This is a genomic window from Pandoraea oxalativorans (assembly GCF_000972785.3).
GTDB classification, from domain to species: Bacteria; Pseudomonadota; Gammaproteobacteria; order Burkholderiales; family Burkholderiaceae; genus Pandoraea; species Pandoraea oxalativorans.
In genome coordinates, this window is sequence record NZ_CP011253.3 from 3,461,323 (window position 1) to 3,485,951 (window position 24,629).

General features: G+C 64.6%; 20 protein-coding genes. 6 read left to right on the forward strand and 14 right to left on the reverse strand.

Going from position 1 to position 24,629, the window contains the following annotated elements; translation table 11 throughout:
• Window positions 1–6: 6 nt before the first annotated feature.
• The gene (locus tag MB84_RS15345; RefSeq protein ID WP_046292400.1) at window positions 7–1,149 is read left to right on the forward strand and encodes an FAD-dependent monooxygenase; all 1,143 of its coding nucleotides are present in this window, start codon (window positions 7–9) and stop codon (window positions 1,147–1,149) included.
• 90 nt (window positions 1,150–1,239) lie between these two features.
• Window positions 1,240–2,616, forward strand: coding sequence for an MFS transporter (locus MB84_RS15350; RefSeq protein WP_046292401.1), 1,377 nt, complete (start codon window positions 1,240–1,242; stop codon window positions 2,614–2,616).
• Between the two features lie 88 nt (window positions 2,617–2,704).
• On the opposite strand, the gene MB84_RS15355 is transcribed toward MB84_RS15350, so the two are convergent.
• From MB84_RS15355 to MB84_RS15385, 7 genes are all read right to left on the reverse strand, one after another.
• On the reverse strand, window positions 2,705–3,943 hold the full coding sequence (locus tag MB84_RS15355) for a phenylacetate--CoA ligase family protein (RefSeq protein WP_046292402.1): 1,239 nt from the start codon (window positions 3,941–3,943) through the stop codon (window positions 2,705–2,707).
• 68 nt (window positions 3,944–4,011) lie between these two features.
• The gene (locus MB84_RS15360) at window positions 4,012–4,824 is read right to left on the reverse strand and encodes an ABC transporter ATP-binding protein (protein WP_046292403.1); all 813 of its coding nucleotides are present in this window, start codon (window positions 4,822–4,824) and stop codon (window positions 4,012–4,014) included.
• A 61-nt stretch (window positions 4,825–4,885) separates the two neighbouring features.
• Window positions 4,886–6,220, reverse strand: coding sequence for an ABC transporter substrate-binding protein (locus MB84_RS15365; RefSeq protein ID WP_211279310.1), 1,335 nt, complete (start codon window positions 6,218–6,220; stop codon window positions 4,886–4,888).
• A gap of 79 nt (window positions 6,221–6,299) precedes the next feature.
• Window positions 6,300–7,376: a branched-chain amino acid ABC transporter permease gene (locus MB84_RS15370; protein ID WP_046292404.1), complete on the reverse strand. Its 1,077-nt coding sequence runs from the start codon at window positions 7,374–7,376 to the stop codon at window positions 6,300–6,302.
• 65 nt (window positions 7,377–7,441) lie between these two features.
• Window positions 7,442–8,356, reverse strand: coding sequence for a branched-chain amino acid ABC transporter permease (locus MB84_RS15375; protein WP_046292405.1), 915 nt, complete (start codon window positions 8,354–8,356; stop codon window positions 7,442–7,444).
• Between the two features lie 81 nt (window positions 8,357–8,437).
• The gene (locus tag MB84_RS15380) at window positions 8,438–9,244 is read right to left on the reverse strand and encodes an ABC transporter ATP-binding protein (protein WP_046292406.1); all 807 of its coding nucleotides are present in this window, start codon (window positions 9,242–9,244) and stop codon (window positions 8,438–8,440) included.
• 88 nt (window positions 9,245–9,332) lie between these two features.
• Window positions 9,333–11,306: an AMP-dependent synthetase/ligase gene (locus MB84_RS15385; protein ID WP_046292407.1), complete on the reverse strand. Its 1,974-nt coding sequence runs from the start codon at window positions 11,304–11,306 to the stop codon at window positions 9,333–9,335.
• 337 nt (window positions 11,307–11,643) lie between these two features.
• Here MB84_RS15385 and panV point away from each other — a divergent pair, with 337 nt between their 5' ends.
• Entirely contained in the window at window positions 11,644–12,315 is a 672-nt protein-coding gene (gene panV / locus MB84_RS15390) for a pandorabactin biosynthesis transcriptional regulator PanV (protein ID WP_046292408.1), read from the forward strand.
• Between the two features lie 86 nt (window positions 12,316–12,401).
• The gene (gene panU, locus MB84_RS15395) at window positions 12,402–13,019 is read left to right on the forward strand and encodes a pandorabactin biosynthesis N-acetyltransferase PanU (RefSeq protein WP_046292409.1); all 618 of its coding nucleotides are present in this window, start codon (window positions 12,402–12,404) and stop codon (window positions 13,017–13,019) included.
• Window positions 13,020–13,037: 18 nt separating this feature from the next.
• Here the strand turns inward: panU and MB84_RS15400 are convergent, their stop codons facing one another.
• The 7 genes from MB84_RS15400 to MB84_RS15430 all read right to left on the reverse strand — a co-directional run bounded on the left by MB84_RS15400 (window position 13,038) and on the right by MB84_RS15430 (window position 19,454).
• Complete coding sequence (locus MB84_RS15400) at window positions 13,038–13,358, reverse strand: hypothetical protein (protein WP_046292410.1); 321 nt, start codon at window positions 13,356–13,358, stop codon at window positions 13,038–13,040.
• Window positions 13,359–13,563: 205 nt separating this feature from the next.
• Window positions 13,564–13,905, reverse strand: a complete 342-nt coding sequence (locus tag MB84_RS15405) for a BrnA antitoxin family protein (RefSeq protein ID WP_046292411.1) — start codon at window positions 13,903–13,905, stop codon at window positions 13,564–13,566.
• Entirely contained in the window at window positions 13,892–14,158 is a 267-nt protein-coding gene (locus MB84_RS15410) for a BrnT family toxin (protein ID WP_046292412.1), read from the reverse strand. Before MB84_RS15410 ends, MB84_RS15405 begins: the two co-directional genes overlap by 14 nt.
• Before the next feature lie 88 nt (window positions 14,159–14,246).
• A complete protein-coding gene (locus MB84_RS15415; protein ID WP_245725380.1) occupies window positions 14,247–15,362 on the reverse strand; it encodes a GNAT family N-acetyltransferase in 1,116 nt (371 codons plus the stop codon).
• A 97-nt stretch (window positions 15,363–15,459) separates the two neighbouring features.
• The gene (locus MB84_RS15420) at window positions 15,460–16,461 is read right to left on the reverse strand and encodes an ABC transporter substrate-binding protein (protein ID WP_169835015.1); all 1,002 of its coding nucleotides are present in this window, start codon (window positions 16,459–16,461) and stop codon (window positions 15,460–15,462) included.
• Window positions 16,451–18,556: a pandorabactin ABC transporter permease subunit PanO gene (panO, locus tag MB84_RS15425; protein WP_483825100.1), complete on the reverse strand. Its 2,106-nt coding sequence runs from the start codon at window positions 18,554–18,556 to the stop codon at window positions 16,451–16,453. Before panO ends, MB84_RS15420 begins: the two co-directional genes overlap by 11 nt.
• Window positions 18,546–19,454 carry an ABC transporter ATP-binding protein gene (locus tag MB84_RS15430; RefSeq protein WP_065225790.1) on the reverse strand — a complete coding sequence of 303 codons (909 nt, stop codon included), beginning with the start codon at window positions 19,452–19,454 and terminating at the stop codon, window positions 18,546–18,548. The genes panO and MB84_RS15430 overlap by 11 nt, the downstream gene beginning before the upstream one ends.
• Before the next feature lie 151 nt (window positions 19,455–19,605).
• On the opposite strand from MB84_RS15430, the gene MB84_RS15435 reads away from it, so the two are divergent.
• Window positions 19,606–22,230: a penicillin acylase family protein gene (locus MB84_RS15435; protein ID WP_483825098.1), complete on the forward strand. Its 2,625-nt coding sequence runs from the start codon at window positions 19,606–19,608 to the stop codon at window positions 22,228–22,230.
• Between the two features lie 139 nt (window positions 22,231–22,369).
• Window positions 22,370–24,592 (forward strand): TonB-dependent pandorabactin receptor PanL, encoded by a 2,223-nt coding sequence (panL, locus tag MB84_RS15440; RefSeq protein WP_046292414.1) that lies wholly within the window; start codon window positions 22,370–22,372, stop codon window positions 24,590–24,592.
• Window positions 24,593–24,629 lie beyond the last annotated feature (37 nt).

Here is a 24,629-nt window from a genome sequence, read left to right on the forward strand (position 1 = left end):
CCCATCATGAAAATCGCCGTCATCGGTGGCGGGCCTGCCGGCCTGTACTTCTCGTTGTTGATGAAACAACGTCATCCGGAAGACGACATCGTCGTGCACGAACGCAACGCTGCGAACGCCACTTACGGCTGGGGCGTCGTGTTTTCCGACATCGCCCTCGCTTTCCTCAAGGACGCGGATGAAGCGTTCTTCCGCAAGTTCACGGCGCATCACACGCGCTGCGACCACATGGAGATCGTGCATCGGGGCGTGCCCGTGCGCCTGTCCAACAACCACTTCTCGCGCACGTCGCGCATCGACATGCTGCACGTGTTGCAGCAAGCCTGCGCCGACGCCGGTGTGGAGGTGTGCTACGAAAGCCACGTCACCGATCCGGCGCAGTTGCCCGACGCCGACGTGATCGTTGCGGCCGACGGGGTGAACAGCGAAGTGCGCACGCGCATGGCGGAGCACTTCGGCCCGAGCTTCGACGAGCGCCGCAACAAGTTCGCGTGGTACGGCACGTCGCGCACGTTCCATCCCGTGTCGCTCATCTTCCGGCAGACACCGCACGGCGTGTTCATGGCGCACGCCTATCAGTACAGCCCTGAGCGCTCGACGTTCCTTGTCGAAGTCGATCCCGACACATGGCAGCGCTGCGGGCTGGACACCGCGACCGAAGACGAAAGCCGCGCCTTCTGCGAACAGATCTTCGCCGACGACCTGCAAGGCCATTCGCTGCTGACGAACCGCTCGCATTGGTTCCAGGCGCGCGTGGTGAGCAACGCGCGCTGGTCGCACGGCAATGTAGTGCTGCTGGGCGACGCGTTGCGCAGTGTCCACTTCTCGCTTGGCTCGGGCACCCGTATGGCGATGCAGGACGCTATTGCGCTGTTCGAAGCGCTCAGCGCGAACCGCAGCGATGTGCCCGCCGCCTTTGCGGCCTTCGAGCAGAGCCGTCGCAGCGCCTCGGACCGCTTCCAGGATGCCGCCCGGCGCAGCCTCGACTGGTACGAATCCGTCGACACCCGCATGCATCTCGACCCGGTGCGCTTCGCCTACGACTACATGCTGCGCACGGGGCGCGTGACGCACGAAGACCTGCGGGCGCGCGATCCCGAATTCGTCGCGCAGGTCGAGGCCGCGACCACCCCGGCGCACGCCGCCTGACATCGCTTAATCGCTTAATGCCGCGTCAGGCCATCGCTCGAAAACATCCATAACAAGGCAAAAACGCCACCCGAGGACAGGAGACATCTCATGGACAAGCACGACACCCTGCACACGTCAGTCGACGTGCGGGACTTCATCAACGCGGCCCCGGTGTCGCGCTTCCAGATACTGATCAGCACGATGTGTTTCCTGATCGTGGCGCTGGACGGATTCGACATCGCCATCATCGGTTTCATCGCGCCGCATATCCGCGGCGAATGGCAGTTGTCGATGGTGTCGCTCGGCCCGCTGTTCAGCGCGGGCCTGCTGGGACTCATGGTCGGCGCGTTTTGCAGCGGACCGATGGCCGACCGGATCGGACGCCGCCGGGTGCTGATCCTGTCCGTCGCGTGGTTCGGCGCGGCGAGCGTCGGCGCAGCCCTCGCGCCGAATGTCGCGTGGCTCATCGCGCTGCGATTCCTCACCGGTCTCGGGCTGGGCGGTGCGATGCCCAACGCGATCACGCTGACGTCCGAATTCAGTCCCGAGCGACGTCGCGGCACACTGCTCACGCTGATGTTCTGCGGGTTCTCGCTCGGCTCGGCGCTGGGCGGCGTGGTCACGGCGTATCTGGTGGCCGGAGTCGGCTGGCGCGGGTTGCTGGCGATTGGCGGACTGCTGCCACTCGCACTCGTCCCCGTGCTGTGGTTCACACTGCCGGAGTCGGTGCGCTTTCTCGCGATCCGGGGCGGCACGCAGGCGCAGATCGCCGCGACGCTCAGGCGCGTGGCGCCCAGCCATGTCGTGACCGGCCAGACATACAGCGCCGCCGACGACCGCCTGCCGTCCTCGCCCGTCGTGCAACTGTTTCACCGCGACTACCGTCGCGGCACGTTGCTGCTGTGGCTGGCGTTCTTCATGAGCCTGTTGCTACTGTACCTGCTCATCAACTGGCTTCCGATTCTCGCGGAACGTAGCGGGCTGACGCTCAAACAGGCGTCGATGTTCGCCGGTCTGCTGCAAGGCGGCGGCGTGCTGGGCGCGATTGTGCTGGGCGTGCTGATCGATCGCTTCCATCCGTACAAGGTGGTCGCGGTGGCCTATCTGCTGGGGGCTGCCTCGCTGGCGTCGCTGGCGCTGACCGACAGCGCGGTCTGGCTCGCGGCGGGCATCTTCATCACGGGATTTTGCGTGAGCGGCTCGCAAGTCTGTGCGAATGTAATTGCGTCGGCGTATTACCCGACGTCGAATCGGGCGACGGGCGTGGCGTGGGCGCTGGGTATCGGCCGCATCGGGGCCGTCGCGGGATCGTTCGGCGGGGCGCTCCTGCTGGCAGCGGGCTGGAGCAACGCCGGGCTGTTCACGATTCTGGCGATACCGGCCATGCTCGCGGCGCTCGGCATTCTGCTCGCAGGGACGAAGCACCGCCCGGCGACGCAGGCACCGGACGCAGTCAGCGCACCATCGCCGACTGCACTGTCGTGAAGCCGTCAGCAGAAACCGGAAAGCGCGCGGATATCGTCGATATCACGCGCGCTTTCGGGACTTCAGGGACTGCGGCGAGTCGGCAGCGTCAATCGTAAGCCCGAGCATCCTCCACCAGCTTACCATCGGTCGGCAGCGACCCGACGGCCACGAAATCCACCTCACCGCGCAGTCGCGTCACGTCGCGCAACGTCTCTTGCAGACGTGCCGCCAGTCCCTCCGGCGGCGTGTCGTTCGTCTCGCACAGCAGACGCATGCGGTCGTCCCCCACCCGACCTTCCACGCGCAGACGCAACCGCACGAGCTCCGGGTAGCGTTTGCCGATCTCACCGATTTGCCCGGGATGCACGAACATGCCGCGCACTTTCACCGTCTGATCCGCCCGCCCGAGCCAGCCTTTGAGACGCATATTCGTGCGACCGCAAGGACTGATGCCCGCCTCCACCGACGACAGGTCGCCGGTCGCGAAGCGAATCAGCGGGTAATCCGGATTGAAGTTCGTCACCACGACTTCGCCGATTTCGCCGTCGGGTACCGGCTTCGTGCCGCCCGGTTCGACCAGTTCCACCAGCACGTTTTCGTCGACGATCAGACCCGCCTGCGCATCGCTCTCGAAAGCGATCAGCCCCAGATCGGCCGTGCCGTACAACTGACGCGCCGTAATCCCCCGGCCGTTGAACCACGCGCGCAGCGACGGCGGCAACGCTTCGCCAGACAGCGTCGCGCGACGAATGCAAGTGAGGTGCGCCCCGGCCGCTTCGCCCTTCTCGATCAGAATCTTCAGGAACGACGGCGTGCCCGCGTACGCGCCCGGCTTCAGGTGCCGGATGGCTTCCAGTTGGAGTTCGGTCTGCCCCACGCCAGCGGGGAACACGCAGCAACCCAGCCGTGCCGCCCCTGTCTCGATCATCATGCCAGCGGGCGTGAAGTGATACGAGTACGTGTTGTAGACCAGATCGCCCGGCCGCAGCCCCGCCGCGTACATCGCCCGTGCAAAGCGCCACCAGTCGCTGCCGCGCCCGTCCGGCTCGTAGATCGGACCGGGGGACTGGTAGACGTGCGCGAGACCGCTCACGGGGGTGGCGTTCAGCCCACCCAGGGGAGGATGACGGACCTGAAACGCCGCCAGATCCGATTTGCGCGTGACGGGCAACCCGGCCAGCGCGTCACGCGAATCGATCTCGCTGGCGTCGATATCGCTCAGTGCATCGGAAAAGTAGGCGGCATGCGAGCGGGCATGAGAGACCTGCGCTGGAAGCGCCGCCAGCAACGCCTTCTCACGAACCTCTGGCGCACGGATTTCCAGCGTGTCGAAGTAATCGTTCATATCAACGGATCAACGATGAGGATTAACGAAAAAACGCGAGTGAGCGAATCACGCAAAGAGGCGCGCACTCAGGCAATCCAGCGCTTGCGCCGCCGGTAGCTCTTGACGTTGCGGAAGCTCCCTGTGCTGCTCGCCCCGTCTTTGGCAATGCCCAGATAGAACTCCTTGACGTCCTCGTTATCGCGCAGCGACGTCGCGTCGCCATCCATCACGACCCGCCCGTTCTCGAGGATGTAGCCGTAGTCCGCATAGCGCAGCGCGGCCATCGTGTTCTGCTCCGCGAGCAGGAAACTGACGTTCTCGCGCTGATTCAGGTCGCGCACGATCGTGAAAATCTCCTCGACGATCTGCGGCGCGAGCCCCATCGACGGTTCGTCGAGCAGAATCATCGACGGCTGGGCCATCATGGCGCGCCCGATGGCGCACATCTGCTGCTCGCCGCCGGAGGTGTAGCCCGCCTGCGACTTGCGCCGTGTCTTCAGACGCGGGAAGTACGCGTAAATGCGCTCCAAAGCGTGCTGCTGTGCACTGCGCGACGCGTGCCGCACGTAGCCGCCCGTCAGCAGATTCTCTTCGATGGTCAGATGCCCGAAGCAGTGACGCCCCTCCATCACCTGAATCACGCCGCGCTTGACCAGCCCATTGGGCGTGAGTTGCTCGACCCGTTCGCCGCGATAGTCGATGGTGCCCTTCGTCACCTCGCCGCGCTCCGCATGCAGCAGGTTCGAGATGGCCTTGAGCGTCGTGCTCTTGCCCGCGCCGTTGGCTCCGAGCAGCGCCACGATCTTGCCCTCGGGCACGATCAGCGACACGCCCTTGAGCACCAGAATGACGTGGTCGTATATGACTTCGATGTTATTGACGCGCAAACTCGCTTCCATGCATCACTCCGAAATCGGTGCTGCCGGCGTCCGTCACCGGCAGCGTATCCTCAACCCTTCATCAGCCCTTGAAGCAAGCGGGCGTAATGCCCTTCTCTTTGGCGTACTGCTTGGCCGACGCTTCGAACAACGGGTGAATCAGACGGCGATTGCCTTCGATCCAGTCGGACACCATCACCCACTTCGCGCCGTCCCATTGCTGGATACGGACCTTGCCCGAGCCTTCGTGGTCCTCGCAGCTCGTCTTGATGTCCGGCAGCAGGCCCGTTGCACCCAGCGCCTTCAGGCGCGCCGCGTCGATGTTCAGGTTCTCGAACGCCCAGCGCACCTGCACCGGCGTGGAGACCTTGCCCTTGCCGAACTTGTTCTGCGCGGTATTCAGTGCCTCGACGGTGGCCACGGCCGCCGAAACGCCACGGTTGTACAGCACCGAGCCGACCTTCGACGGGTCCTGCATATTCCCCTTGCCTGCGCCGTAGACCACCTTTTCGATGTCGGCGATGAGCGGCACCTGCTTGCCCGCCACGTTCCACGTCGCGCTCATGTAGCCCTTGGCGGCCGGACCTGCCGGGATCGTGTCCTCTTCCGAGCCCGCCCACCAGCTGCCGATGATCTTCTCGCGCGGATAGCCGACCTTCTGCGCGGCCTTGAGCGCCGTCTGGTTCATCACGCCCCAGCCCCAGAACACGACGTAATCCGGGTTCTCCTGACGAATGCGCAGCCACTGCGCGCCCTGTTCGTTGCCCGGGTGCGCCACCGGAATCTCGATCAGGTTGAACTTGTGGATCTTCGATTCGGCCTGCATTGCGACAATCGGCTCCTTGCCGTATGCCGAGTCGTGGTACAGGAACACGATCTTCTTGCCGCCCAGCGAGCCGCCGTTCTTGTCGGCGAGGAACTTGATGATGGCGGACGCCTGCATCTGGTAGGTCGTCACCAGCGGGAAGGCCCACGGGAACACGGTGCCGTCGACCGCGTCGGTGCGCCCATACCCCATCATGACCAGGGGCACCTGATCGGTCGCGGTCTTGTCGATCAGTGCGTAGGAAATGCCCGTCGCCATCGTGTGATAGGCGGTGCCCTTCGTCACCGGGTTCTTGCCCTTCAGACGCTCGTAGCACTCCACACCCTTGGCGTTGTTGTACTCCGTCTCACACTCTTCCCACGTGAGCTTCACGCCGTTTACGCCGCCGTTCTTCAGGTTCACGTATTGCAGATAGTCGATGAAACCGCCGTAGAACGACTGCCCGTTCGCGCCATAGGGGCCAACGCGATAGTCAGCCAGCGCGATGAACTGATCGTTCGACTGCGCGAACGACGTCCCCGCTGCCCCCGTGCCGAGCGCCAGCGCTAACGCCAGCGAGCCCAACGATGTCGTCAACTGTTTCGTGTTCATGCTGTGTCTCCATCTGTGGTTTTGTGTATGACCAAACGTTCGCCGGCAACCGGTCACAAAGGCCGCCGACTGGCAAACCTCAATGCGGGAAGGGCCAGATGCGCAGCTTCTCCTTGGCAATCTGCCAGAGCCGCGCCAGCCCGTGCGGTTCGGCAATCAGGAAAAAGATGATGAGACCGCCGAACACCATCAACTGGATATGCGAGACGGTGGCGTTGGTGAACGGCAAATGCAGGACGGTGGCAATCGTCGGCAGCGTGCTGTCGAGAAAGATCGGCAGCAACAAGATGAACGCAGCGCCCAGAAAGCTGCCGAGGATGCTGCCCACGCCGCCGATGATGATCATGAACAGGATGCGGAACGACAGGTCGAGCGAGAAGCCGTCCGGCTCCACAGAGCCGAGGTAGCAGTAGGCGTAAAGCGCCCCCGCCACGCCACAGTAGAACGAACTCACGGCGAAGGCGAGCAGCTTGACTCGCATGAGCGGAATGCCGATGACCTCGGCGGCGACGTCCATGTCGCGCACGGCCATCCACGCGCGGCCGATATGCGAGCGCACCAGATTCTTCGCAATAAGCGCCATCAGCGTCACCACGCCCAGCACGAACAGGTACTTGCGCACCGGCGTATCCACATCCACACCGAACACCGAGATCTTCTGCGCCGTGATCACGCCCGACGAACTGTTGTTCGAGAGCCAGGGGAATTTGGTGAGCACCCAGAGCACGAAGAACTGCGCGGCAAGCGTGGCCACCGCGAGGTAGAAGCCCTTGATGCGCAGCGATGGCAGACCGAACGCGATGCCCACGAGCGCCGCACACACGCCCCCCAGCGCGAACGAGGCCAGGATCGGCATCCCCTCGATACGCAACTGGAAGTTGTAGGACGCATAAGCGCCCACGGCCATGAACGCCGCCGTGCCCAGCGACAGTTGCCCTGCGTAGCCCGTCAGCAGGTTCAGCCCCAGCGCCGCCAGCGAGAACACGAGGAACGGCACGAGGATAGCCGTCAGCCAGTACTCGGAAGCGATCCACGGCAGAATGCCGAAGGCCACGACGAGCAGGCTGCAAACGGCGATCCGGTCCTGCCGGATCGGGAAAATCTGGCTGTCGGCGACGTAGGATGTCTTGAACTGCCCGGCTTCGCGATAGAACATGTGTGGCCTCTGCGATGAATGCTTGCGCGTGCTTTCCGATTCGAACGACTGAGGGGATTCCCCAGTCAGACCCGGTCGATATGCCGTTCGCCGAACAGCCCTTCCGGGCGTACCAGCAGGAACAGCAGGGCGAAGACGTAAGGGAACCAGCCCTCGATGCCACCGAAATTGCCGCCGAACTGACTTTGCAGCAGTTGCGGCACGTAGATCTCCGCGAGCTTTTCCGCCGCACCGATGATCAGCCCGCCCACAATCGCGCCGGGAATCGACGTGAAGCCGCCCAGAATCAGCACGGGCAGCGCCTTGAGCGCCGTCATCGTGAGCGCGAACTGAACACCATTGCGCGAACCCCACAGCATGCCCGCCACCAGCGCGACGAAGCCCGACACGCTCCACACGACCACCCAGATGCGCTGTAACGGAATGCCCAGCGAGAGCGCCGCCTGATGGTCGTCTGCGACCGCCCGCAGCGCCCGCCCGATGCTCGTCGCCTTGAAGAACAGGGCCAGCAACGCCACCAGCACCGCCGCAATCCCGGCGGCCGCGAGGTCGAAGCTGCTCACCAGCACGCCCGTCGAATCCATGATCGAGACGATGGGTTCGTCCACGATGCCCAGTGACAACGGACGCACTTCGTTGCCCCACAACAGTGGCGCCAGACCTTCGAGGAAGAACGACAGGCCGATGGTCGCCATGAACAGCGTGATCGGCGACTGGTTCACGAGCTTGCGCAACACGAAGCGCTCCGTCGCCATACTCATCAGGATCATCACGACAAACGCCCCGATGGCTGCCGCCCACAGGGGCAAGCCACGCTCCATGAGACCGACGACCGACAAGGCCGCGAAGTACACCATCGCGCCCTGCGCGAAATTGAATACGCCGGACGCCTTGAAGATCAAAACGAAGCCCAGCGCCACGAGCGAATACATCACGCCCGAGAGCAGCCCGCCGATCAGGATTTCGAAGAAGAACTGCATCGATGTCTCCAGTGTGCCAACGCTCAGTCAACTGCCATTCGATGTTCGGTATTCGAGGCATGCGAAAAGCCTCTGCGGCGATCACGCCGCCGCTGGCATGCCCTGTGCTGCCCCGAGATAGGCGCGGATCACCTCGGGGTCGGCGCGAACCTCCGCAGGAGTGCCATCGCCGATCTTCTTGCCGTAGTCGAGCACCACCACACGATCGGAGATGTCCATCACCACGCCCATGTCGTGCTCGATCAGCACGATGGTCGTGCCGAACTCCTCGTTCACTTCGAGAATGAAGCGACACATGTCGCGCTTCTCTTCGAGGTTCATGCCCGCCATCGGCTCGTCGAGCAGCAGCAGTTCGGGCTCGGCAGCCAGCGCGCGCGCCAGCTCGACACGCTTTTGCAGCCCGTACGGCAGTCGTCCGACGGGCGTCTTGCGGATGTGCTGAATTTCGAGGAAGTCGATGATCTCTTCGACCTTGGCGCGATTCGCCATCTCCTCCTGACGCGCCTTCCCCCACCAGAGGGCGCTGGCCAGAAGTCCGGCACGCATGCGGGTGTTGCGTCCCGTCATGATGTTGTCGAGCACGGACATGCCCTTGAACAAGGCGATGTTCTGGAAGGTGCGCGCCACGCCCTGGCGTGCGGCCGACGTCGGATGCATGCGCTGCCGCACTTCGCCGCGAAACACGATCGTGCCCTGCTGCGGGTGATAGACGCCATTGATGACGTTGAGCATCGAACTCTTGCCCGCGCCGTTCGGGCCGATGATCGCGCGGATCTCGTGCGCCATCACGTTGAACGAGATATCCGTCAACGCCTTGACGCCGCCGAACGACAAGCTGATGTGCTGCAAATCGAGCAGTACTTCGCCAGTCTTGCGGTGCTCACTCATACCTTCTCCTGCGGCAATGCCCGGCTCAGGGCGTAAGACGTCATAACCTGAAGGCCAGGACTAGCGTTCGTCGGGTTCGTCTGTTTCATCAGGCCGCGCAGCGCAGCTTCGCAGGCGCAGGGTCGTCGACGGGCGCGCGCACCCCGACCACACGCGCCGGGTGAATCGTGAGCGTCGCGCTGACACTGCCCTCGCGTCCGTCTTCGAACTTCACGCGCGTTTCGATGAACTGCGTCGACTTGCCGGTGTAAAAGGCGTCGATCAGCACGTCGTATTTCTGGGCGATGAACGCGCGGCGCACCTTGCGCGTGCGGGTCAGTTCGTCGTCGTCCGGGTCCAGTTCCTTGTGCAGAATCACGAAGCGCTGAATCTGTGCGGCGGCAAACGCCGGTTCCTTCGCGAGATCGGCATTGACTTGTTCGATGCAACCGAGGATCAGTTCGGCGACCAGCGGATTGCTGGCGAGATCGATGTAACCGGCGTAAGCGAGGTTCTTGCGCTCGGCCCAGTTGCCCACGGCGTCGATATCGATGTTGATGAACGCGCAAACGCCGTCGCGGCCGTCACCGAAGGCCACCGCTTCCTTGATATACGAGAAAAACTTGAGCTTGTTCTCGATGTACTTGGGCGCGAACAGCGACCCGCAGGCGAGTTTGCCGACATCCTTGGCGCGGTCGATGATGCGCAGATGGCCGTCGGCATCGATGATGCCCGCGTCGCCGGTGCGGAAATAGCCGCTCTCGTCGAGCGCCTCGCGCGTGGCATCGGGCCGCTTGTAGTACTCCTTGAGCAAGCCCACACCCCGCACGAGCACTTCGCCGTTATCGCCAATCTTGATTTCCATGCCGGGCGCGACCGGGCCAACGCTGTCGAATCGCACCTGACGATCCGGTTGCAGGCAGACGTACGCGCACGTCTCCGTCTGACCGTAGAACTGTTTGAGGTTGATGCCGATGGCGCGGTAGAAGCGGAACAGGTCCGGGCCGATAGCTTCGCCAGCGGTGTAAGCCGTGCGGATACGGCTCATGCCGAGCGTATTGCGCAGCGGGCCGTACACACAGAGGTTCCCCACCGCGTATTGCAAACGGTCCAGCCATGAGACCGGGCGACGATCCAGCACGGCCGCCCCACAGCGGTTCGCCACGTCCATGAAGTGCGCGAACATCTTGCGCTTCAGACGGTTCGCGTCCTCCATGCGGATCATGACTTGCGTGAGTACGTTCTCGTATACCCGCGGCGGCGCGAAGTAGTAGGTCGGACCGATCTCGCGCATGTCGGTGGAGATCGTGTCGGGCGATTCGGGGCAGTTGACCGTGAAGCCAGCCACGAGCGCTTGCGCGTAGGAAAACAGGTGGTCGCCGACCCAGGCCATCGGCAGATAGGACAGCACTTCGTCGCCCGGGCCAAGCCGGTCGAACGTGCTGCCATGATACGCCGCGCCGATCAGGCCGGCGTGCGAGTGGCAGACGCCCTTCGGTTTGCCCGTCGTGCCGGAGGTGTAGAGGATGGTGGCGGTGTCGTCCGGCGCGACGGCGGCGACGGCATCGTCGAAGTAGCGCGGATGCTGCGCGTTGAAGGTACGCCCCTGCTCCAGCGCCGAGGCGTACGATTGCAACCCGGCGGCATCGTAATTACGCAAGCCCCGCGGGTCTTCGTAGATGATGTGCGACAGGTGCGGCACGCGCTCTCGCAACTCCAGCAGCTTGTCGACCTGCTCCTGATCTTCGGCGACGACGAAATCGATCTCGGCGTCTTCGAGCACGTGGGCCATTTCGGCAGCGACGGCGTCCTGATACAGCGGCACGGCCACGCCCCCGAGGGCTTGCGCGGCCGTCATCGCCCAATACAGGCGCACCCGGTTATTGCCGACGATGGCCAGATTGTCGCCACGTTTGAACCCGGCGGCGGCGAGCGCGCAGGCGAGCATGCGCACTTCATGCGCGGCCTCCTGCCAGCTCCAGCTCTGCCAGATCCCGAGATCTTTTTCCCGATACGCCGTGCGGGCGCCCCGTGTCGCGGCATGGGCCAACAACAATCGCGGGAAGGTAGTCCGCTCCTGCATGCCAGTCTCCTGTGTCTCGCCACGTTTCGACATCTGTCGAGGGGGAGTGGCGTGGCTCGGTCGGCGTGCGTGCTCGTGGCACGCTCCTTACTGCTCGCAGCGCCTTCGATCGGCGCTATTTTTGCTTTGGAATGCCATACAGCGTCTGCAGCGACTGCGGTGAAACGACTACGGCGACTACCGATATGCCGGGTAACGGTCAGCTTCTATACTTGTGCTTCGGCGTCGTGTTCAGACCGCCATGAATGCTTGTCTCGCCGTTGCCAGGCAAGGCGAAGATACCTCATGGCTCACGGCGGATTTGTCACCAGGATGACAATCAAGGGAAAGTCCCTATATGTCGCTCGAAACCTTGTTGCAGCGCAGCGTCTGGGCGCAAGGACTGACGCCCGATCAGCGCGCACGCGTGGTGGCGGAGATTCAGGTGCGTCCGGTCGAGAACGGCGGATATGTCTGCCGCAAGGGCGACCCGACCCATGCGTGGTTCGGGGTGATCGAGGGGTTGGTGAAGATCACGACGGCGTCCGCCAGCGGCAAGTCGGTGACGTTTACGGGCGTACCGGCGGGCGCGTGGTTCGGCGAAGGCTCGGTGCTCAAGCACGAGATCCGGAAATATGACGTCATGGCGCTGCGTGACTCGGTGCTCGCGCATATGCCCATCGCCACCTTCGACTGGCTGCTGGACACGAGCATTCCGTTCAATCGCTTTCTGACGCTGCAACTCAACGAACGGTTGGGGCAATTCATTGCGGCCGTCGAGCACGAGCGTCTGCTCGATACCGATGCCCGCGTCGCCCGTTCGCTGTCGTCGATGTTCAATCCGAACCTGTATCCGTCCGACGACAACACCGTGCAGATCTCTCAAGAGGAACTGAGTTACCTTGCGGGGGTTTCGCGTCAGCGGGTGAACCTTGCGTTGAAGGTGCTGGAGCAGGCGGGATTGGTCAAGGTCGATTACGGCGTGCTGACCATTCTCGATCTCGAAGGGCTGCGCGAGTTCGGCATGTAAAACCCCTGGTCGAAGCCTTGCCGGAGCGCCGGAGTGGGCGCAGAATCGTTATTTTGCAGGCTCCCCCTCACGACCGCGCCCTTCCCATGTCTATCCATGCAAGGCCTGCCGACGCGCTGCGACCCACGCTGCTCGGCAACAGTGTCGAACTCCATCCGCTGGAACGTCATCACGCACAGGCGCTGGTTGCTGCGGCGGCCGATGGCGAGCTGTGGAATCTGAAAGTGACCGTCGTGCCGAACGCCGATACCGGCGATGCCTACATCGACCGGGCCTTGAAGGGGCGCGATGAAGGCACCGTCATCCCTTTCGTCATCGTTTCGACGGCCACGGGCAACGTGGTCGGTCACACCCGTTTCTGGAAGGTGGACCGCGCGAACCGGAAACTGGAAATCGGCCACACGTGGGTGAGCGCGTCGGCGCAGCGCTCCAGCATCAACACCGAAGCGAAGTCCCTGTTGCTCACTTATGCGTTCGAGACGATGCAGTGCGTGCGCGTGCAATTCACGACGGATGAACTCAATGAGAAGTCGCGCGCCGCGATCCTGCGTATCGGCGCGAAGCAGGAGGGCATCGTCCGTCACGAGCGGATCATGCCCGACGGACGCAAGCGCAATTCCGTCCGGTTCAGCATCATCGACGACGAATGGCCGCAAGTGAAGGCTGCCCTGGCCGAGCGCCTTGCGCGGGGCGCGTCGGGCTGACGTTGCGTGCCCATGCGCTCAGGCCACGGCGGTGACCGCCGCGCACGGTCCGGCGCAATACAGCACCAGACACGGGCACACCATGCGCCGGGCGATATCGAGGGCTTCGGTTTTCGTCTCAAGAAACGCGGCTTCCCACGGATTGCGGACGTGGTCGCACACATACGCCTTCGCTTGCTTGTCGAATTGCGATCCGAAGAATTCGTTTCTGAAGTAGAACCAGACGACATACCCGCGTCGCGGCAACCGGTCCGGGAGCGGATGCACGGGATATTCGTTCGCGGGCACCCGCCGTCTGAGCGAAATCCAGCGTTGATAGTCCACACGTGTCGCGGTCATGTCGAGCCTCCTTTAACGAAGTCGCCCCGGGCGGGGCGATTCGACATGATGGGCAGGAACACGCGACAAGAGTTACAGAAACTTCCGCTTCACCGCCATCGATGATGCGTCAATCGACAATGGCGTGACCAGATCCGACAATCAGGCGGGTTTTGGCACGCAGATATCGGCGTGTCGGCATCGGCAACCGCCAGACACGGCAATATCACGACACACTCGGATGCTCGGCAATGAATTGCTTGAGTACGGCATCGATTCGCGTCTGCCATCCATTGCCCGATGCTTTGAAGTACTCGAGAACTTCCGGCGACAACCGAATGTTGATTCGCTCCTTCGGATGCTCGGATCTGGGCCGCCCACGCGGTCTGAGCAACTTTTCTGCAGCCTCATCCCCCACGATTTCGTGAAGTACCTTCGACGCAGGTTTCGCCTTCGCGAAGCGCTTCTTCGTCCACTCGGGATTCTCGGAATCCTGAGCCGATTGCTTTTTGATCTTTGCGTCCTCAGCCGGCGTAGGGAGGACAGTTCCCGGCTTAAGTCTCGGCATAGCGTTTCACCTCTCGAGAATTCGCCTTGCGCAAGCTGATGACATGTATTTTTCCTGCGCGGGGCGTAAAGACCAAAGCAAACAGCCGCACCGCAATGTACCCGAAGGCGCAGTAGCGGCGTTCACCATAGTCCACGCGGACATCCTCCTCGATCACGGCGCTGTCCCACTCAAATTCGCGGGCCATCGTGAACGGTAACCCCCGTTCTCTCACATTCCGTTCACTTTTCGCCGGGTCGAAACTGATTTCCATGGGCAATTATTGTACCCACAATAATTAACGCCCATCAATTATTTTTTGTGGCGACAAAAAATAAGGACATATCACACGCAGCCCGGCGTCACCACGGCGCGTATTGCTCGAACACCGTCTGACGTTCGAAGGCGATCAGCACGGCGCGCTTGTGCGGAAAATCGAACTCGCGCAGGCGGGCCGCGCCCTGCCCCTGCATATAGGCGATCCAGCGGTCGTGATCGATGCGCGGCTCGCCGACGATGCGCTGCGTACGCGGATCGTCGAGGAAGATGTAGTGGACGATAGACCGCAGCCATGCTTCGGTGCGCCCGGGTGAGCGAAAACGCGTCGAACCCACCAGCAAATGGAAACCTCGGTCGTAGTCGGCCGCCTCGCAAAACGGCGCAATGCGGTCTTCCTTCGCCCAATACACCTCGAAGTAGGCAAACGGCTCGTCGTCGAAACACGCGAACAACGTGACGGTGTGGGGATCGGCCTGCATCTTCGCCAAGTACTCGGCATGTTCCTCCAGCGTGCCCGTCTGCTCCCAAAAGTGCGCCACGCTGTCGAGGTTCATCCACTCGTGAAAGCGTTCGACGTCGCCCGGCTGATCGATGGCACGCAGGCTGAAGCTCGTGCCGAGTCGAGCGATGTGACGCCGATACACCTCGCCCACCGGCTTCGGTGCGCGCAACGGATGGCGCTTGCCGTCCGACACACGGTACTGCTGCGCCATGCCGGCCGACGACGGTCCCTGGAGCCACTGCGCCGGGTGCTGCCAGAACGTCTGACGCGAGACGTGTAACGTACTCGTACCATCGGCTTGCGAAAACTGCTCCCCCACCCCGTCACGAACCGCTGCGACGAGCCACGCCGCCAGCGCCGGGTCGGCGTCCGTTCCCGGCCACGCCACGCTGGCCCGCTTGCACGCCTTGTGATGACAGAACACAGCCGCCAGCACCGGCAACAACGCCTGAACCGGCAGATGGGCGTCATACGGCGTGCTCGCCCGCAGCGCTATCGCGCCGTCAGCTTCGCTCACCTTGAACACGGCGACGGCACGCGCGTCGCACCAGAGCATGAGGTCCTGACCGGCGCGGGCGACGCCATCGTCCGGCCCGCTCGCGTGATATCGATGACCGTCGGCCAGCGTGACGCCGTAGGGATCATGGGGCGCAGCACGCCCGGCTTGCGCAGCGGACGATTCAACAGGGGCAGTCATTGCAATTGACACGATTCGATCTCCTCTCAGCCAAGCCGGACGCCGCCACGGCATCCGTCAAAATTCAGACGCCGTTCATGCGCCGTTCATACGCCGCTCATACACCGGACGCGGCCCTCGCACGCATGGCGGGCGCCATCGATGCGAACGCCGTGCCGACGAGACCGGTAATCCGGTCGAGCGATACCGGGCCGCCAAAACCCCACGATGGCGGCAGAAACGCGACACGTCCGTCGCGCACGGCAGGCAACGCCCGCCAGACCGGCAGTTGATACGCGGGCGCAGCGCCGTTGTCGACAACGATCAGCGACCACTCGGGATGCCGCGCCAGATCGCCCAGCGACAGATTGACCATCGACTGACGCTCGTCGAGCCATCCGAGTGCGTTGCGCGCCCCCAGATGCCCGATCAGCGCGCCGATCATGTCCTTGTTGTCGTACGCCCAGAAGTTGCCGCCACCCGCGTTGGCGTTGAGCAGCGCAATCGGCGCGTCGCGAAAACCGTCGCGCAACGCACTCGCACGCGCCTCGGCAATGCGTGCCTGGCTATCGGCGACGATTTGCGCTGCCGCGTCGACACGCCCCGTCATGCCGCCCAGGGATCGGAAGATGGCCAGCATGCGGTCGAGAGCGTCCCCCTCGCCCTCGGCGGGCTGGACGTTGAAGACAACGGTCGGTGCGATACGCGCCAATGCGTCGAACAACCGTTCGTGCCGATACGCATACGCGACGATCAGATCGGGACGCAACGCCGCAATCGCTTCGAGATTCGGTTGCTCGCGCGTGCCCACGGCGCTGTCCGCGCGCAACCGGTCCGCACGATATTTGACCCACTGCGTGTAGCCACGCGGATCGGCCACCCCGATTGGCGTGACGTCGAGCGCCAGCAGCGACTCGGTAAACAGAAACTCCAGCGAGACGACCCGGCGGGCGGGCGTCGGCAAGACAGGCGACGCGCGGTTGAACAAGCCGCGATAGTTCTGCGCGTGCACATCGAGCGGCACCGCACCGGTCATCGCGACCGCGCCGGCGGCGAGGTATTTCAGGCAGCGGCGGCGTGCCGGGTGAGCCGGCGCGCCTGCATCAGATTTAGCCGGCATGCGCATGCGACCTCAGGAAAGTGCGGGAGAGCAGCCAAAGGAAGAGCGGCGTGCCGACGGCAGCGGTGACGATGCCCAGCGGGAAATCGAGCGGCGCGAACAGCGTACGTCCGAACAAGTCGGCCACGCCGAGTAACAACGCGCCCGCCAGCGCCGCCGTGACGATACGGTCGCGGGTGCCGGTCAGCGGTAGCGATCTCAGCGCGTTCGGGACGATCAATCCGACGTAAGCCACCGGACCGACCGTCGCCACCGCCGCCGCCGCCATCGCGCTCGCTAGCACCAGCAATCCGAGACGGGCACGCACGACCGGCACGCCCAGCGCCTCGGCCGTCTCGTCGCCGAGACTCAACAAGTCGAGCCACCGCCCCGCATACACCGCGAGCGGCAGGCAGATCGCCAGCCAGGGCAGCAACGCCCGCACGCCGTGCCACGATTGCCCGTAACTGCTGCCGACGAGCCATACCAGCGCCTGCGTGGCATGCACGTGGAATTGCAGCACGAGCAGGTTCGCCAACGCTGCGAGCAGACCGGCCAACGCCATGCCCGTCAGAATCACTCGCATTGGCGCGAGTCCCCAGCGCGCGTTCACGCCGAGCACGATCGCCAGCACCCCGGCGCTCGCCGCCCACGCGGCGGGCATCGACCAGCGTGCAGCGGCATCTGGCGACACCAGCAGCAGCGCAAGCACCGCCAGTCCTGCCGCCTGATTCACGCCCAGCAATTCCGGCCCGGCCAGCGGATTCCGGCACGCCCCCTGAAGCAACACGCCGCTGCCTGCGAGCAGTGCCCCGGCGCCCATCGCGATCAGACTGCGCGGCAGACGCAGGTCGACCAGCATGCCGGCCGCCGTGTGCGGATCGACAACGTCGCGCCATTGCCATGCCGACGGCCACGACAGCACACCCATCGTCAGCGTCAGGCCGGTGACGGCGATCAGCGCGATGACGACCAGCGCGGCGATCACGGCCATCGGACGCCGGTTGGACGCACGATGGCCAGCCGCCATCGGGGCGGTCATCTCCGCAGTGCTCGCGGGCAGGCCGTAGCGAAGCAACAGCAGCAGCACCGGTGCGCCGATGACGGCGCTCATCACGCCGACCGGCAGCGCACCGAACGTCAGGAGCGCGCGCGCAATGGCGTCGGTGACGATGAGCATTGCGCCGCCCCACAACGCCGAGAGCGGAATTAGCCATGCGGGCCGGTGAACGCCCATTAGCCGCACCAGATTCGGCGCGGCCAGCCCGACGAAGCCGACCGGCCCCGCCAGCGCAATGGCAATCGCAGACAGAGCGGCCGCGAGCAGAATCGTCCCCACACGCACCGCGCCGACACGCTGTCCTAAAGCCGACGCCTGCGCTTGGCCGAAGCGCGCCAGTCCGAGCGGATGCAGTAACGCCAGCAAGGCCACACCCGCCGGGAGCAGCAACCACATCGCTTCGTCCGCCCCGCGTTTGCCGAACTGCTGCAACGACCCCGTACTCCACTGCACAACGCCCACGGCCGCACGGGTGTAGAGCGTCAGCGCAAGCATGCATAACGCCGAGAGCGCGAGCGCATTCGCCGCCCCGGCCAATGTGAGACGCAGCGGTGTCGTGCGCGTGCCGCCCGCGAGCGCGAACGTGAAAAGCGCCGCCAGCACGCCGCCCGCCAGCATCATCGGCAGGACGGCGAGGCCCGGCACGAGCAACGCAACGATGAGCCCCATCTGCGCACCCGCCGACACGCCGAGCAATTCGCCGGACGCGAGCGGATTCTGCGTGATGGTCTGGAGCAACGCACCGGCGAGTCCAAGGCACGCCCCGGCGGCAAGGCCCGCACGAATCTGCGGCATCCATGCGTCCACGAACAGCAACCAGCCGAGCGTGGCGTCGCGACTCATGCCGCTCGGCCCCCCTCGCATCGCCTGAGCGATCGTGGCCGCCCCCGGCCATGCGTCGTTAGCGAGCGCGTGGACGACGACGGCGAGCACGAGCGCCAGCCATCCCCCCCATAGCGCGCGTGTGCGGCGCGCGTACTGACGTGGTGCGGCGTGCGCGGGCAACGTGAGCCGGCGGGCGAGGTGCAAGGTCGCCACCGTACGCTCAGCCGCCATGTCGGCCACCGTTCGGTCCATCCGGGACCTTCGACACGTTCGAGACGCTCGCCCCGCCGACCTCAACCGGCTCGCAGACGTCACGACGTCCCACCTGCCCGCCCAGCACCGGCAAGCACATCGGCAAGCCCTGAAAGTCGATGCGCTGCATCGGCGTGGCGAACACCGCCATCAGACGGTCCGGGTCCATCGTCTCGTCGGGTGTGCCCGAGAAGACAAGCTTGCCGTCGCGCATGAGCAGCATGGCGTCGGAGAAGGCGGCGGCCTGATTGAGGTCGTGCAGCACCCACACGACGGTCATGCCCGTCTCGCGATTGAGTTCGCGAATACGCGCAAGAATGTCGATCCGGTGGCGCACGTCGAGATACGTCGTCGGCTCGTCGAGCAACAGCACGTTGCCCTCCTGCGCCAGCGCCATGGCGATGAACGCGCGCTGACGCTCCCCGCCGGACAACGCCGTGACGTCGCGCGTGCACAGCGTGTCCAGTTCCATGAGATGCAGGGCGCGCTCGATGGCGAGGTTGTCGCGCTCGCCAAGGCGTCCACCCATGCCGGTATGGCTGTAGCGGCCGCAAGCGACGAGTTCGGCGACGGTCATGCCGAACGGCATGCCGGGCGTCTGCGCGAGCAGCGCGATGCGACGCGCACGCTCACGTGCACGCAGCGAGTCGAGCGGCGTGTCGTCGAGCCATACGCGGCCCGACACGGGTTTGAGCAGGCCGCCCAGGGTGCGCAGCAGCGTGCTCTTGCCGCAGCCGTTCGGGCCGCACAGTGCGCTCACACGGCCTGCGGCGAAGGTCACATCGACCTGAGTGAGGACGTTGCGGGCCCCCACAGCAACATTAAGGCCTTCCGCACGCAACGACGCGCCTGCGGCAGGCGTCAGAAATTCGGTCATGTTGAATGCCGGTCTGGCGGCTGCTGGACCGGTGGAAATACGGGTATCGGGCACCCCTCGTCTCGACGGCCTGCGTGAGCGCGCGCCGCCTAAACTCCGGAAGTGGTGGTTCGTCGCTCAAAAGACGTATCACCAACCGGCATATTTACCCATGTCCCGATCGCCCCAGCCGTCGCGCCTTCGTTTTGCTCCCCCTGCCTGTCCAGCCTTACCCGATCTGCCTTCCTCCCCGACATCGCCAAGGCCCGTGCGGACCGGACTGGTCATCGTCGTCCTGTGCCTTGCAGCATGCACTTCACCTACGTCGCCGACGCATCAGATCGCCGAAGCGCCCAAACCCCCGGCATCCCGCGTCTCGTCCATTACCGCGCATTACACCGCCGACGTCCGTCGCACGACCGACGGCACCGCCCATGTCCGCGCGGACAACTGGGGCAGCCTCGGTTATGGCTTCGGTTACGCGCAGGCGCAGGACAATCTCTGCACGCTCGCCGAGAGCATCGTGACGTTTCGCGGCGAACGCTCGCTGGCCTTCGGGGCGGACGGTCGGGTTGTGCGACGTGCGACCTTCGGTCAGCCGAACAACCTGGATGCGGACGTCTTCTTTCGTATGACGTTCGACACCAACACCCTCGACCGGTATCGCGCCGCCCAGTCGCCGCGCGGACGTGAACTGGCACAGGGCTTCGCGGACGGTGTGACGCGCTATCTGCAAGACATGCGCGCGGGTACGGACGCCGCTCGGCACACCGCCTGCCGCAACGCCGACTGGATGCGCCAGGTAGGCACCGTGACGGAGGACGACGTCTACCGCCGCCTCTACGCCGCCGCACTCGCTGCGAGCGCCGCCACGCAGATCACCGCCATCGCGACGGCACGGCCGCCATCGGCCAGCGCCGCGATCGATGAACGATCACGCCCGGCGCGCAAGGTCGCAACCGCGTCGCCCGCCGCAGGGTCCCCAACCTCGCTGGCCTCGATCAACGATGCGGGCGTCGGCAGCAACGCCTTCGCCTTCGGGGCGTCGCTGAGTGCCGATGGCCAGCCGATTCTGTACGGCAGCCCGCACTGGTACTGGGAAGGTCCCGACCGGCTGTACCCTGCGCATCTCACGATCCCCGGCCAGTTCGACGTCTCGGGTGTCGGCATGCTCGGCGCGCCGTTCATCATGATCGGCTTCACGCAGAACGTCGCGTGGACGCATACGGTATCGAGTGCGCGACGCTTCGGCCTCATCGCCCTCACGCTCGATCCGACGGACCCGACCCGCTACCGGCTCGACGGCCGAACCGAAGCCATGCAGCGCGTTTCCGTCACCGTCCCCGTGCGCGATGCGCAAGGCAAGACGTCGACCGTCTCGCGAACGCTGTATCGCACGACCGACGGGCCAGTCGTCAATCTCTCGGCCATGTCCCCGGCGCTCGGCTGGACGACGCGTCAGGCACTGGTCCTGCGCGACGCCAACGCCAACAACTTCGGCCTGCTCGATCACTATCTGCGCATGGCGCAGGCCGACTCGCTCGACGCGTTCGCGTCGGGCATGCGCACCGACGCGGCCAATCCGTGGGTCAACACCGTGGCCATCGGCCGACGCGACCCGCGCGTGTGGTTCGGCGATATTGGCCCGGTGCCGGGCGTGCCGGACGCGTTGTCGGCCGCTTGCACCGCCAAGCCCGCAGGACTGGCCTTCGCGAAGGCCGCGCCGGGTCTGCCTGTCCTGGACGGCAGCCGCAGCGCCTGCGCATGGCAAACCGCGCCGGACAGCCCGTTACCCGGCACGCTCGGACGCGGCGAGATGCCGGACATCATGAGCGACACGGTCGTCGCCAACATGAACGACAGTGCGTGGCTGGCCGCACCGGATGCGCCCCTCACCCATCTAAGCCGTGTGCTCGGCCAAAGCAACGCACCGCTTTCGCTGCGCAGCCGCGAGGGCTTGCAACGCATCGCCGCCTTGCGCGCCGCCGGTCCGGTCACGCAGCAGGCAGTGCGCGAGTCCGTGCTGCGCGCCACGCCCTTGTCCGCCAATCTCGCGCGCAAGTCGTTCCTCGCGCGCGCGTGCCCCTCTGAAGCCGAGCGCAAAGACAAACGCTTCGACGTGCGAGTCACACAAGATCCGCTCGACGGCAAACCGTTGAAGTCGTCACAGACTGTCGATCTGGCGCCCGCCTGCCGCGTGCTGGCCGCCTGGGACGGCACGGGCGAGCGCAGCGCTCGGGGCGCGAACTTGTGGGATGCCGTCTGGATCCGGCTCGCAGGCGTCGATGCCACCGGACGTCGGGCGTTCGCCGAGCCGTTCGATGCCACGCACCCCGTCGCGTCGCCCGCCGGACTCGCCGCAGACGGCACGTCGCTCGCACAGACGCTGGGCGCGGCCGTGCTGGAGATGCAGCGCATGGGACTGGCGCTCGACAGCCGACGCGACGAAGCGCTCTTCGCCACGCGCGGCGGACGCCGCATCGGACTGTCGGGCGGCTGCGACATCGCGGGCTACTTCTCGATCATGTGCGCCGACGCCCGCATGGGCACCGACCGCTATGGCATGGACACGGTTGCGCGCGGCGACACGTATCTCCAGGTCGTCTCCTTCCCCGACGATCCGGCGCGGCGCGTCGCTGCCTCGACGCTCGACGCATCCGGCCCCTCGGACGACCGCGCCGATCCGCGCAATGCAACAGCCCTGCAAGCGTGGGCCGACAAACGCTGGCAGGCCGCGCCGTTCACGCAGGCCGACGTCGATGCAGCCACCGTCAGCGTGCTGCATCTCTCGCAATGAGACGCCCGGCAGGACTGGCCGACGATGGCCCGCCTAAATATCCCGTGGGTTGATTCGTCCACTACTCGATAGGTGCCGTCGCCCGGGGATTCGAGTGCGCACGTCGCCTCAGTCGTCGATAAAAACCTAGGAGTCTTAGATGAAGCACTACGGGAGCGTCCGTGGCCGGGGGGCCAGACGCCTGCAATCGAGCCATCGCCCGATCCGACCAATCCACCGTCGCATCGCGCTGGCGGCAAGTCTGACCTTCGCGCCGCTGGCGTTCTCCCACGGCGCGTGGGCACAGACGAGCAGCCAGCAAGGCGACGTCGCGCTTGCGCCCACGCAGGTGAGCGCCGAGCGCGCACCGGAGAACGGCGCAGGGCCGGTCGACGGGATCGTCGCCAAGCGCAGTACCACGGGCACCAAGACGGATACCCCGCTCATCGAGAATCCGCAATCGGTGTCGGTCATTCCGAAGGAGATGATTCAGGATCTGGGCGCGCAGTCGGTCAGTCAGGCCATGCGTTACAGCGCCGGTGTGCTGCCGGACAACGCGGGCTTCGAGACGCGCTTCGACTGGATCAACATTCGCGGCTTCTCGGCGTCCACGCTCGGCCTGTTCATGGATGGCACGCGTCTGCAATCGGCGACCGAATTCCAGTTGGATCCGTATGGCCTCGAGCGTATCGAAATCCTGCGTGGACCTTCGTCGGTGCTATACGGGCAGAACACGCCCGGCGGGCTGATCAACATGGTGACGAAGAAGCCGCTGGAGACACCGCTTCACGAAATCCAGCTCTCGGCGGGTTCGTTCAAGAACAAGCAGGCGGCCTTCGACTTCAGTGGCCCGCTGGACGCCGACGGCAAGGTGCTCTACCGCCTCGTCGGCCTGTTCCGCGACAGCAACACGCAGGTCGACTACACCCCGAACGATCGCATCTACATCGCGCCGTCGCTCACCTGGAAGGCCACCGACAAGACCACGATCACGTTCGAGGCGAGCTACCAGCGCGACAAGCTCGGCTTCGGCCAGTTCCTGCCCGCGTCCGGCACGGTGCTGCCGAACCCGAACGGCCAGATTCCGGTCGGCCGCTTCGTGGGCGACCCGAACTACGACAACATCAAGCGTGAGCAGGTTTTCGCCGGTTACCAGCTCGAACACCGCTTCAACGATCAGGTATCGTTCAAGCAGGCCGCACGCTATTCGTACTTCGACTACAAGGTCGACACGGATGCCTACGGTCTGGGCTTCGCGCCGGGCAGCACACGACTGATCAACCGGTTGCCGTTTGCCGACTACCGTCAGACGGACGTGCTCACCATCGATAATCAATTGCAGACGAAATTCACCACGGGCCCGCTCTCGCACGTGGCGCTGTTCGGCTTCGACTATTACTACGACAACGAGCATCGCAGCATGCGTCAGGGCGTGGCGAGCGCATCGAATCAGCTCGACGTCTTCTCGCCCAACTACGGCGCGGCCGTGTTCGGTCTGACGCGTCAGGCGGCGGACTCCGATTCGCGCTTCACGCAAGGCGGCCTCTACTTCCAGGATCAGATCAAGTACGAGAAGTGGTTGCTCACGCTGGGCGTGCGTCAGGACTGGGTGGCACAGAACGTCTACAACCGGCTGACGAACCGTTCGTCGAATCAAGCGGATCAGCAAGCGACCTATCGTGCTGGACTGACGTATCTGTTCGACATGGGGCTGGCACCGTACTTCAGCTACTCCGAGTCGTTCCAGCCCAACGTCGGCGTAGACCGCAACGGTAACCAGTTCAATCCGTCGAAGGGCAAGCAGTACGAAGTCGGTGTGAAGTACCAGCCGAAGGGCTACAACAGCTTCGTCACGCTGTCGTTGTTCGACATCCGCATGACGAACGTGCTCACGCCCGACCCGGCCAACACGGCGTTCTCGATCACGACGGGCGAGCAGCACTCGAAGGGCTTCGAACTCGAAGCCGTCGGCGAAGTCACCGACAACCTGAAGGTGATCGGCTCGTACACGAATACGAACATCACCAATTCGAAGACCACCGACCCGACGCTGCTCGGCAAGGTACCGCCGCAGCAACCGCGCACGGCCGCCGCCCTGTGGGCCGACTACACGTTCCACGCGGGTGTACTCAAGGGCTTCGGCTTTAATGGCGGCATTCGTTACGTCGGACCGACCTTCATCGACGCGACCAACACCGCCGGACAAGCGCCCTCGCGCACGCTGGTCGACCTGGGTCTGCACTACCAGTTGGACAAGCACTGGCGCTTCCAGCTCGACGGCAGCAACATCTTCGACAAGACCTACGTCGTGTGTGTGACGACCTCTCAGTGCGCCTATGGTGCACGCCGCACAATTCTCGGGACGGCGAAGTACAGCTGGTAAGGCATTGGACGTCTGACGTGTCGTAAAAAAGCGAGGC

What these genes read in the sequence shown, in the direction of transcription:
- MB84_RS15400 (WP_046292410.1), bottom strand. Translation starts at nt 13,358, where the DNA reads ATGACCGCGACACGTGTGGACTATCAACGCTGGATTTCGCTCAGACGG.
- MB84_RS15435 (WP_483825098.1), top strand. Translation starts at nt 19,606, where the DNA reads ATGTCCCGATCGCCCCAGCCGTCGCGCCTTCGTTTTGCTCCCCCTGCC.
- MB84_RS15415 (WP_245725380.1), bottom strand. Translation starts at nt 15,362, where the DNA reads ATGACTGCCCCTGTTGAATCGTCCGCTGCGCAAGCCGGGCGTGCTGCG.
- MB84_RS15380 (WP_046292406.1), bottom strand. Translation starts at nt 9,244, where the DNA reads ATGAGTGAGCACCGCAAGACTGGCGAAGTACTGCTCGATTTGCAGCAC.
- MB84_RS15385 (WP_046292407.1), bottom strand. Translation starts at nt 11,306, where the DNA reads ATGCAGGAGCGGACTACCTTCCCGCGATTGTTGTTGGCCCATGCCGCG.
- MB84_RS15360 (WP_046292403.1), bottom strand. Translation starts at nt 4,824, where the DNA reads ATGGAAGCGAGTTTGCGCGTCAATAACATCGAAGTCATATACGACCAC.
- MB84_RS15420 (WP_169835015.1), bottom strand. Translation starts at nt 16,461, where the DNA reads ATGCCGGCTAAATCTGATGCAGGCGCGCCGGCTCACCCGGCACGCCGC.
- panU (WP_046292409.1), top strand. Translation starts at nt 12,402, where the DNA reads ATGTCTATCCATGCAAGGCCTGCCGACGCGCTGCGACCCACGCTGCTC.
- MB84_RS15370 (WP_046292404.1), bottom strand. Translation starts at nt 7,376, where the DNA reads ATGTTCTATCGCGAAGCCGGGCAGTTCAAGACATCCTACGTCGCCGAC.
- MB84_RS15355 (WP_046292402.1), bottom strand. Translation starts at nt 3,943, where the DNA reads ATGAACGATTACTTCGACACGCTGGAAATCCGTGCGCCAGAGGTTCGT.
- MB84_RS15350 (WP_046292401.1), top strand. Translation starts at nt 1,240, where the DNA reads ATGGACAAGCACGACACCCTGCACACGTCAGTCGACGTGCGGGACTTC.
- MB84_RS15345 (WP_046292400.1), top strand. Translation starts at nt 7, where the DNA reads ATGAAAATCGCCGTCATCGGTGGCGGGCCTGCCGGCCTGTACTTCTCG.
- MB84_RS15375 (WP_046292405.1), bottom strand. Translation starts at nt 8,356, where the DNA reads ATGCAGTTCTTCTTCGAAATCCTGATCGGCGGGCTGCTCTCGGGCGTG.
- MB84_RS15430 (WP_065225790.1), bottom strand. Translation starts at nt 19,454, where the DNA reads ATGACCGAATTTCTGACGCCTGCCGCAGGCGCGTCGTTGCGTGCGGAA.
- panL (WP_046292414.1), top strand. Translation starts at nt 22,370, where the DNA reads ATGAAGCACTACGGGAGCGTCCGTGGCCGGGGGGCCAGACGCCTGCAA.
- MB84_RS15410 (WP_046292412.1), bottom strand. Translation starts at nt 14,158, where the DNA reads ATGGAAATCAGTTTCGACCCGGCGAAAAGTGAACGGAATGTGAGAGAA.
- panO (WP_483825100.1), bottom strand. Translation starts at nt 18,556, where the DNA reads ATGGCGGCTGAGCGTACGGTGGCGACCTTGCACCTCGCCCGCCGGCTC.
- MB84_RS15405 (WP_046292411.1), bottom strand. Translation starts at nt 13,905, where the DNA reads ATGCCGAGACTTAAGCCGGGAACTGTCCTCCCTACGCCGGCTGAGGAC.
- MB84_RS15365 (WP_211279310.1), bottom strand. Translation starts at nt 6,220, where the DNA reads ATGAACACGAAACAGTTGACGACATCGTTGGGCTCGCTGGCGTTAGCG.
- panV (WP_046292408.1), top strand. Translation starts at nt 11,644, where the DNA reads ATGTCGCTCGAAACCTTGTTGCAGCGCAGCGTCTGGGCGCAAGGACTG.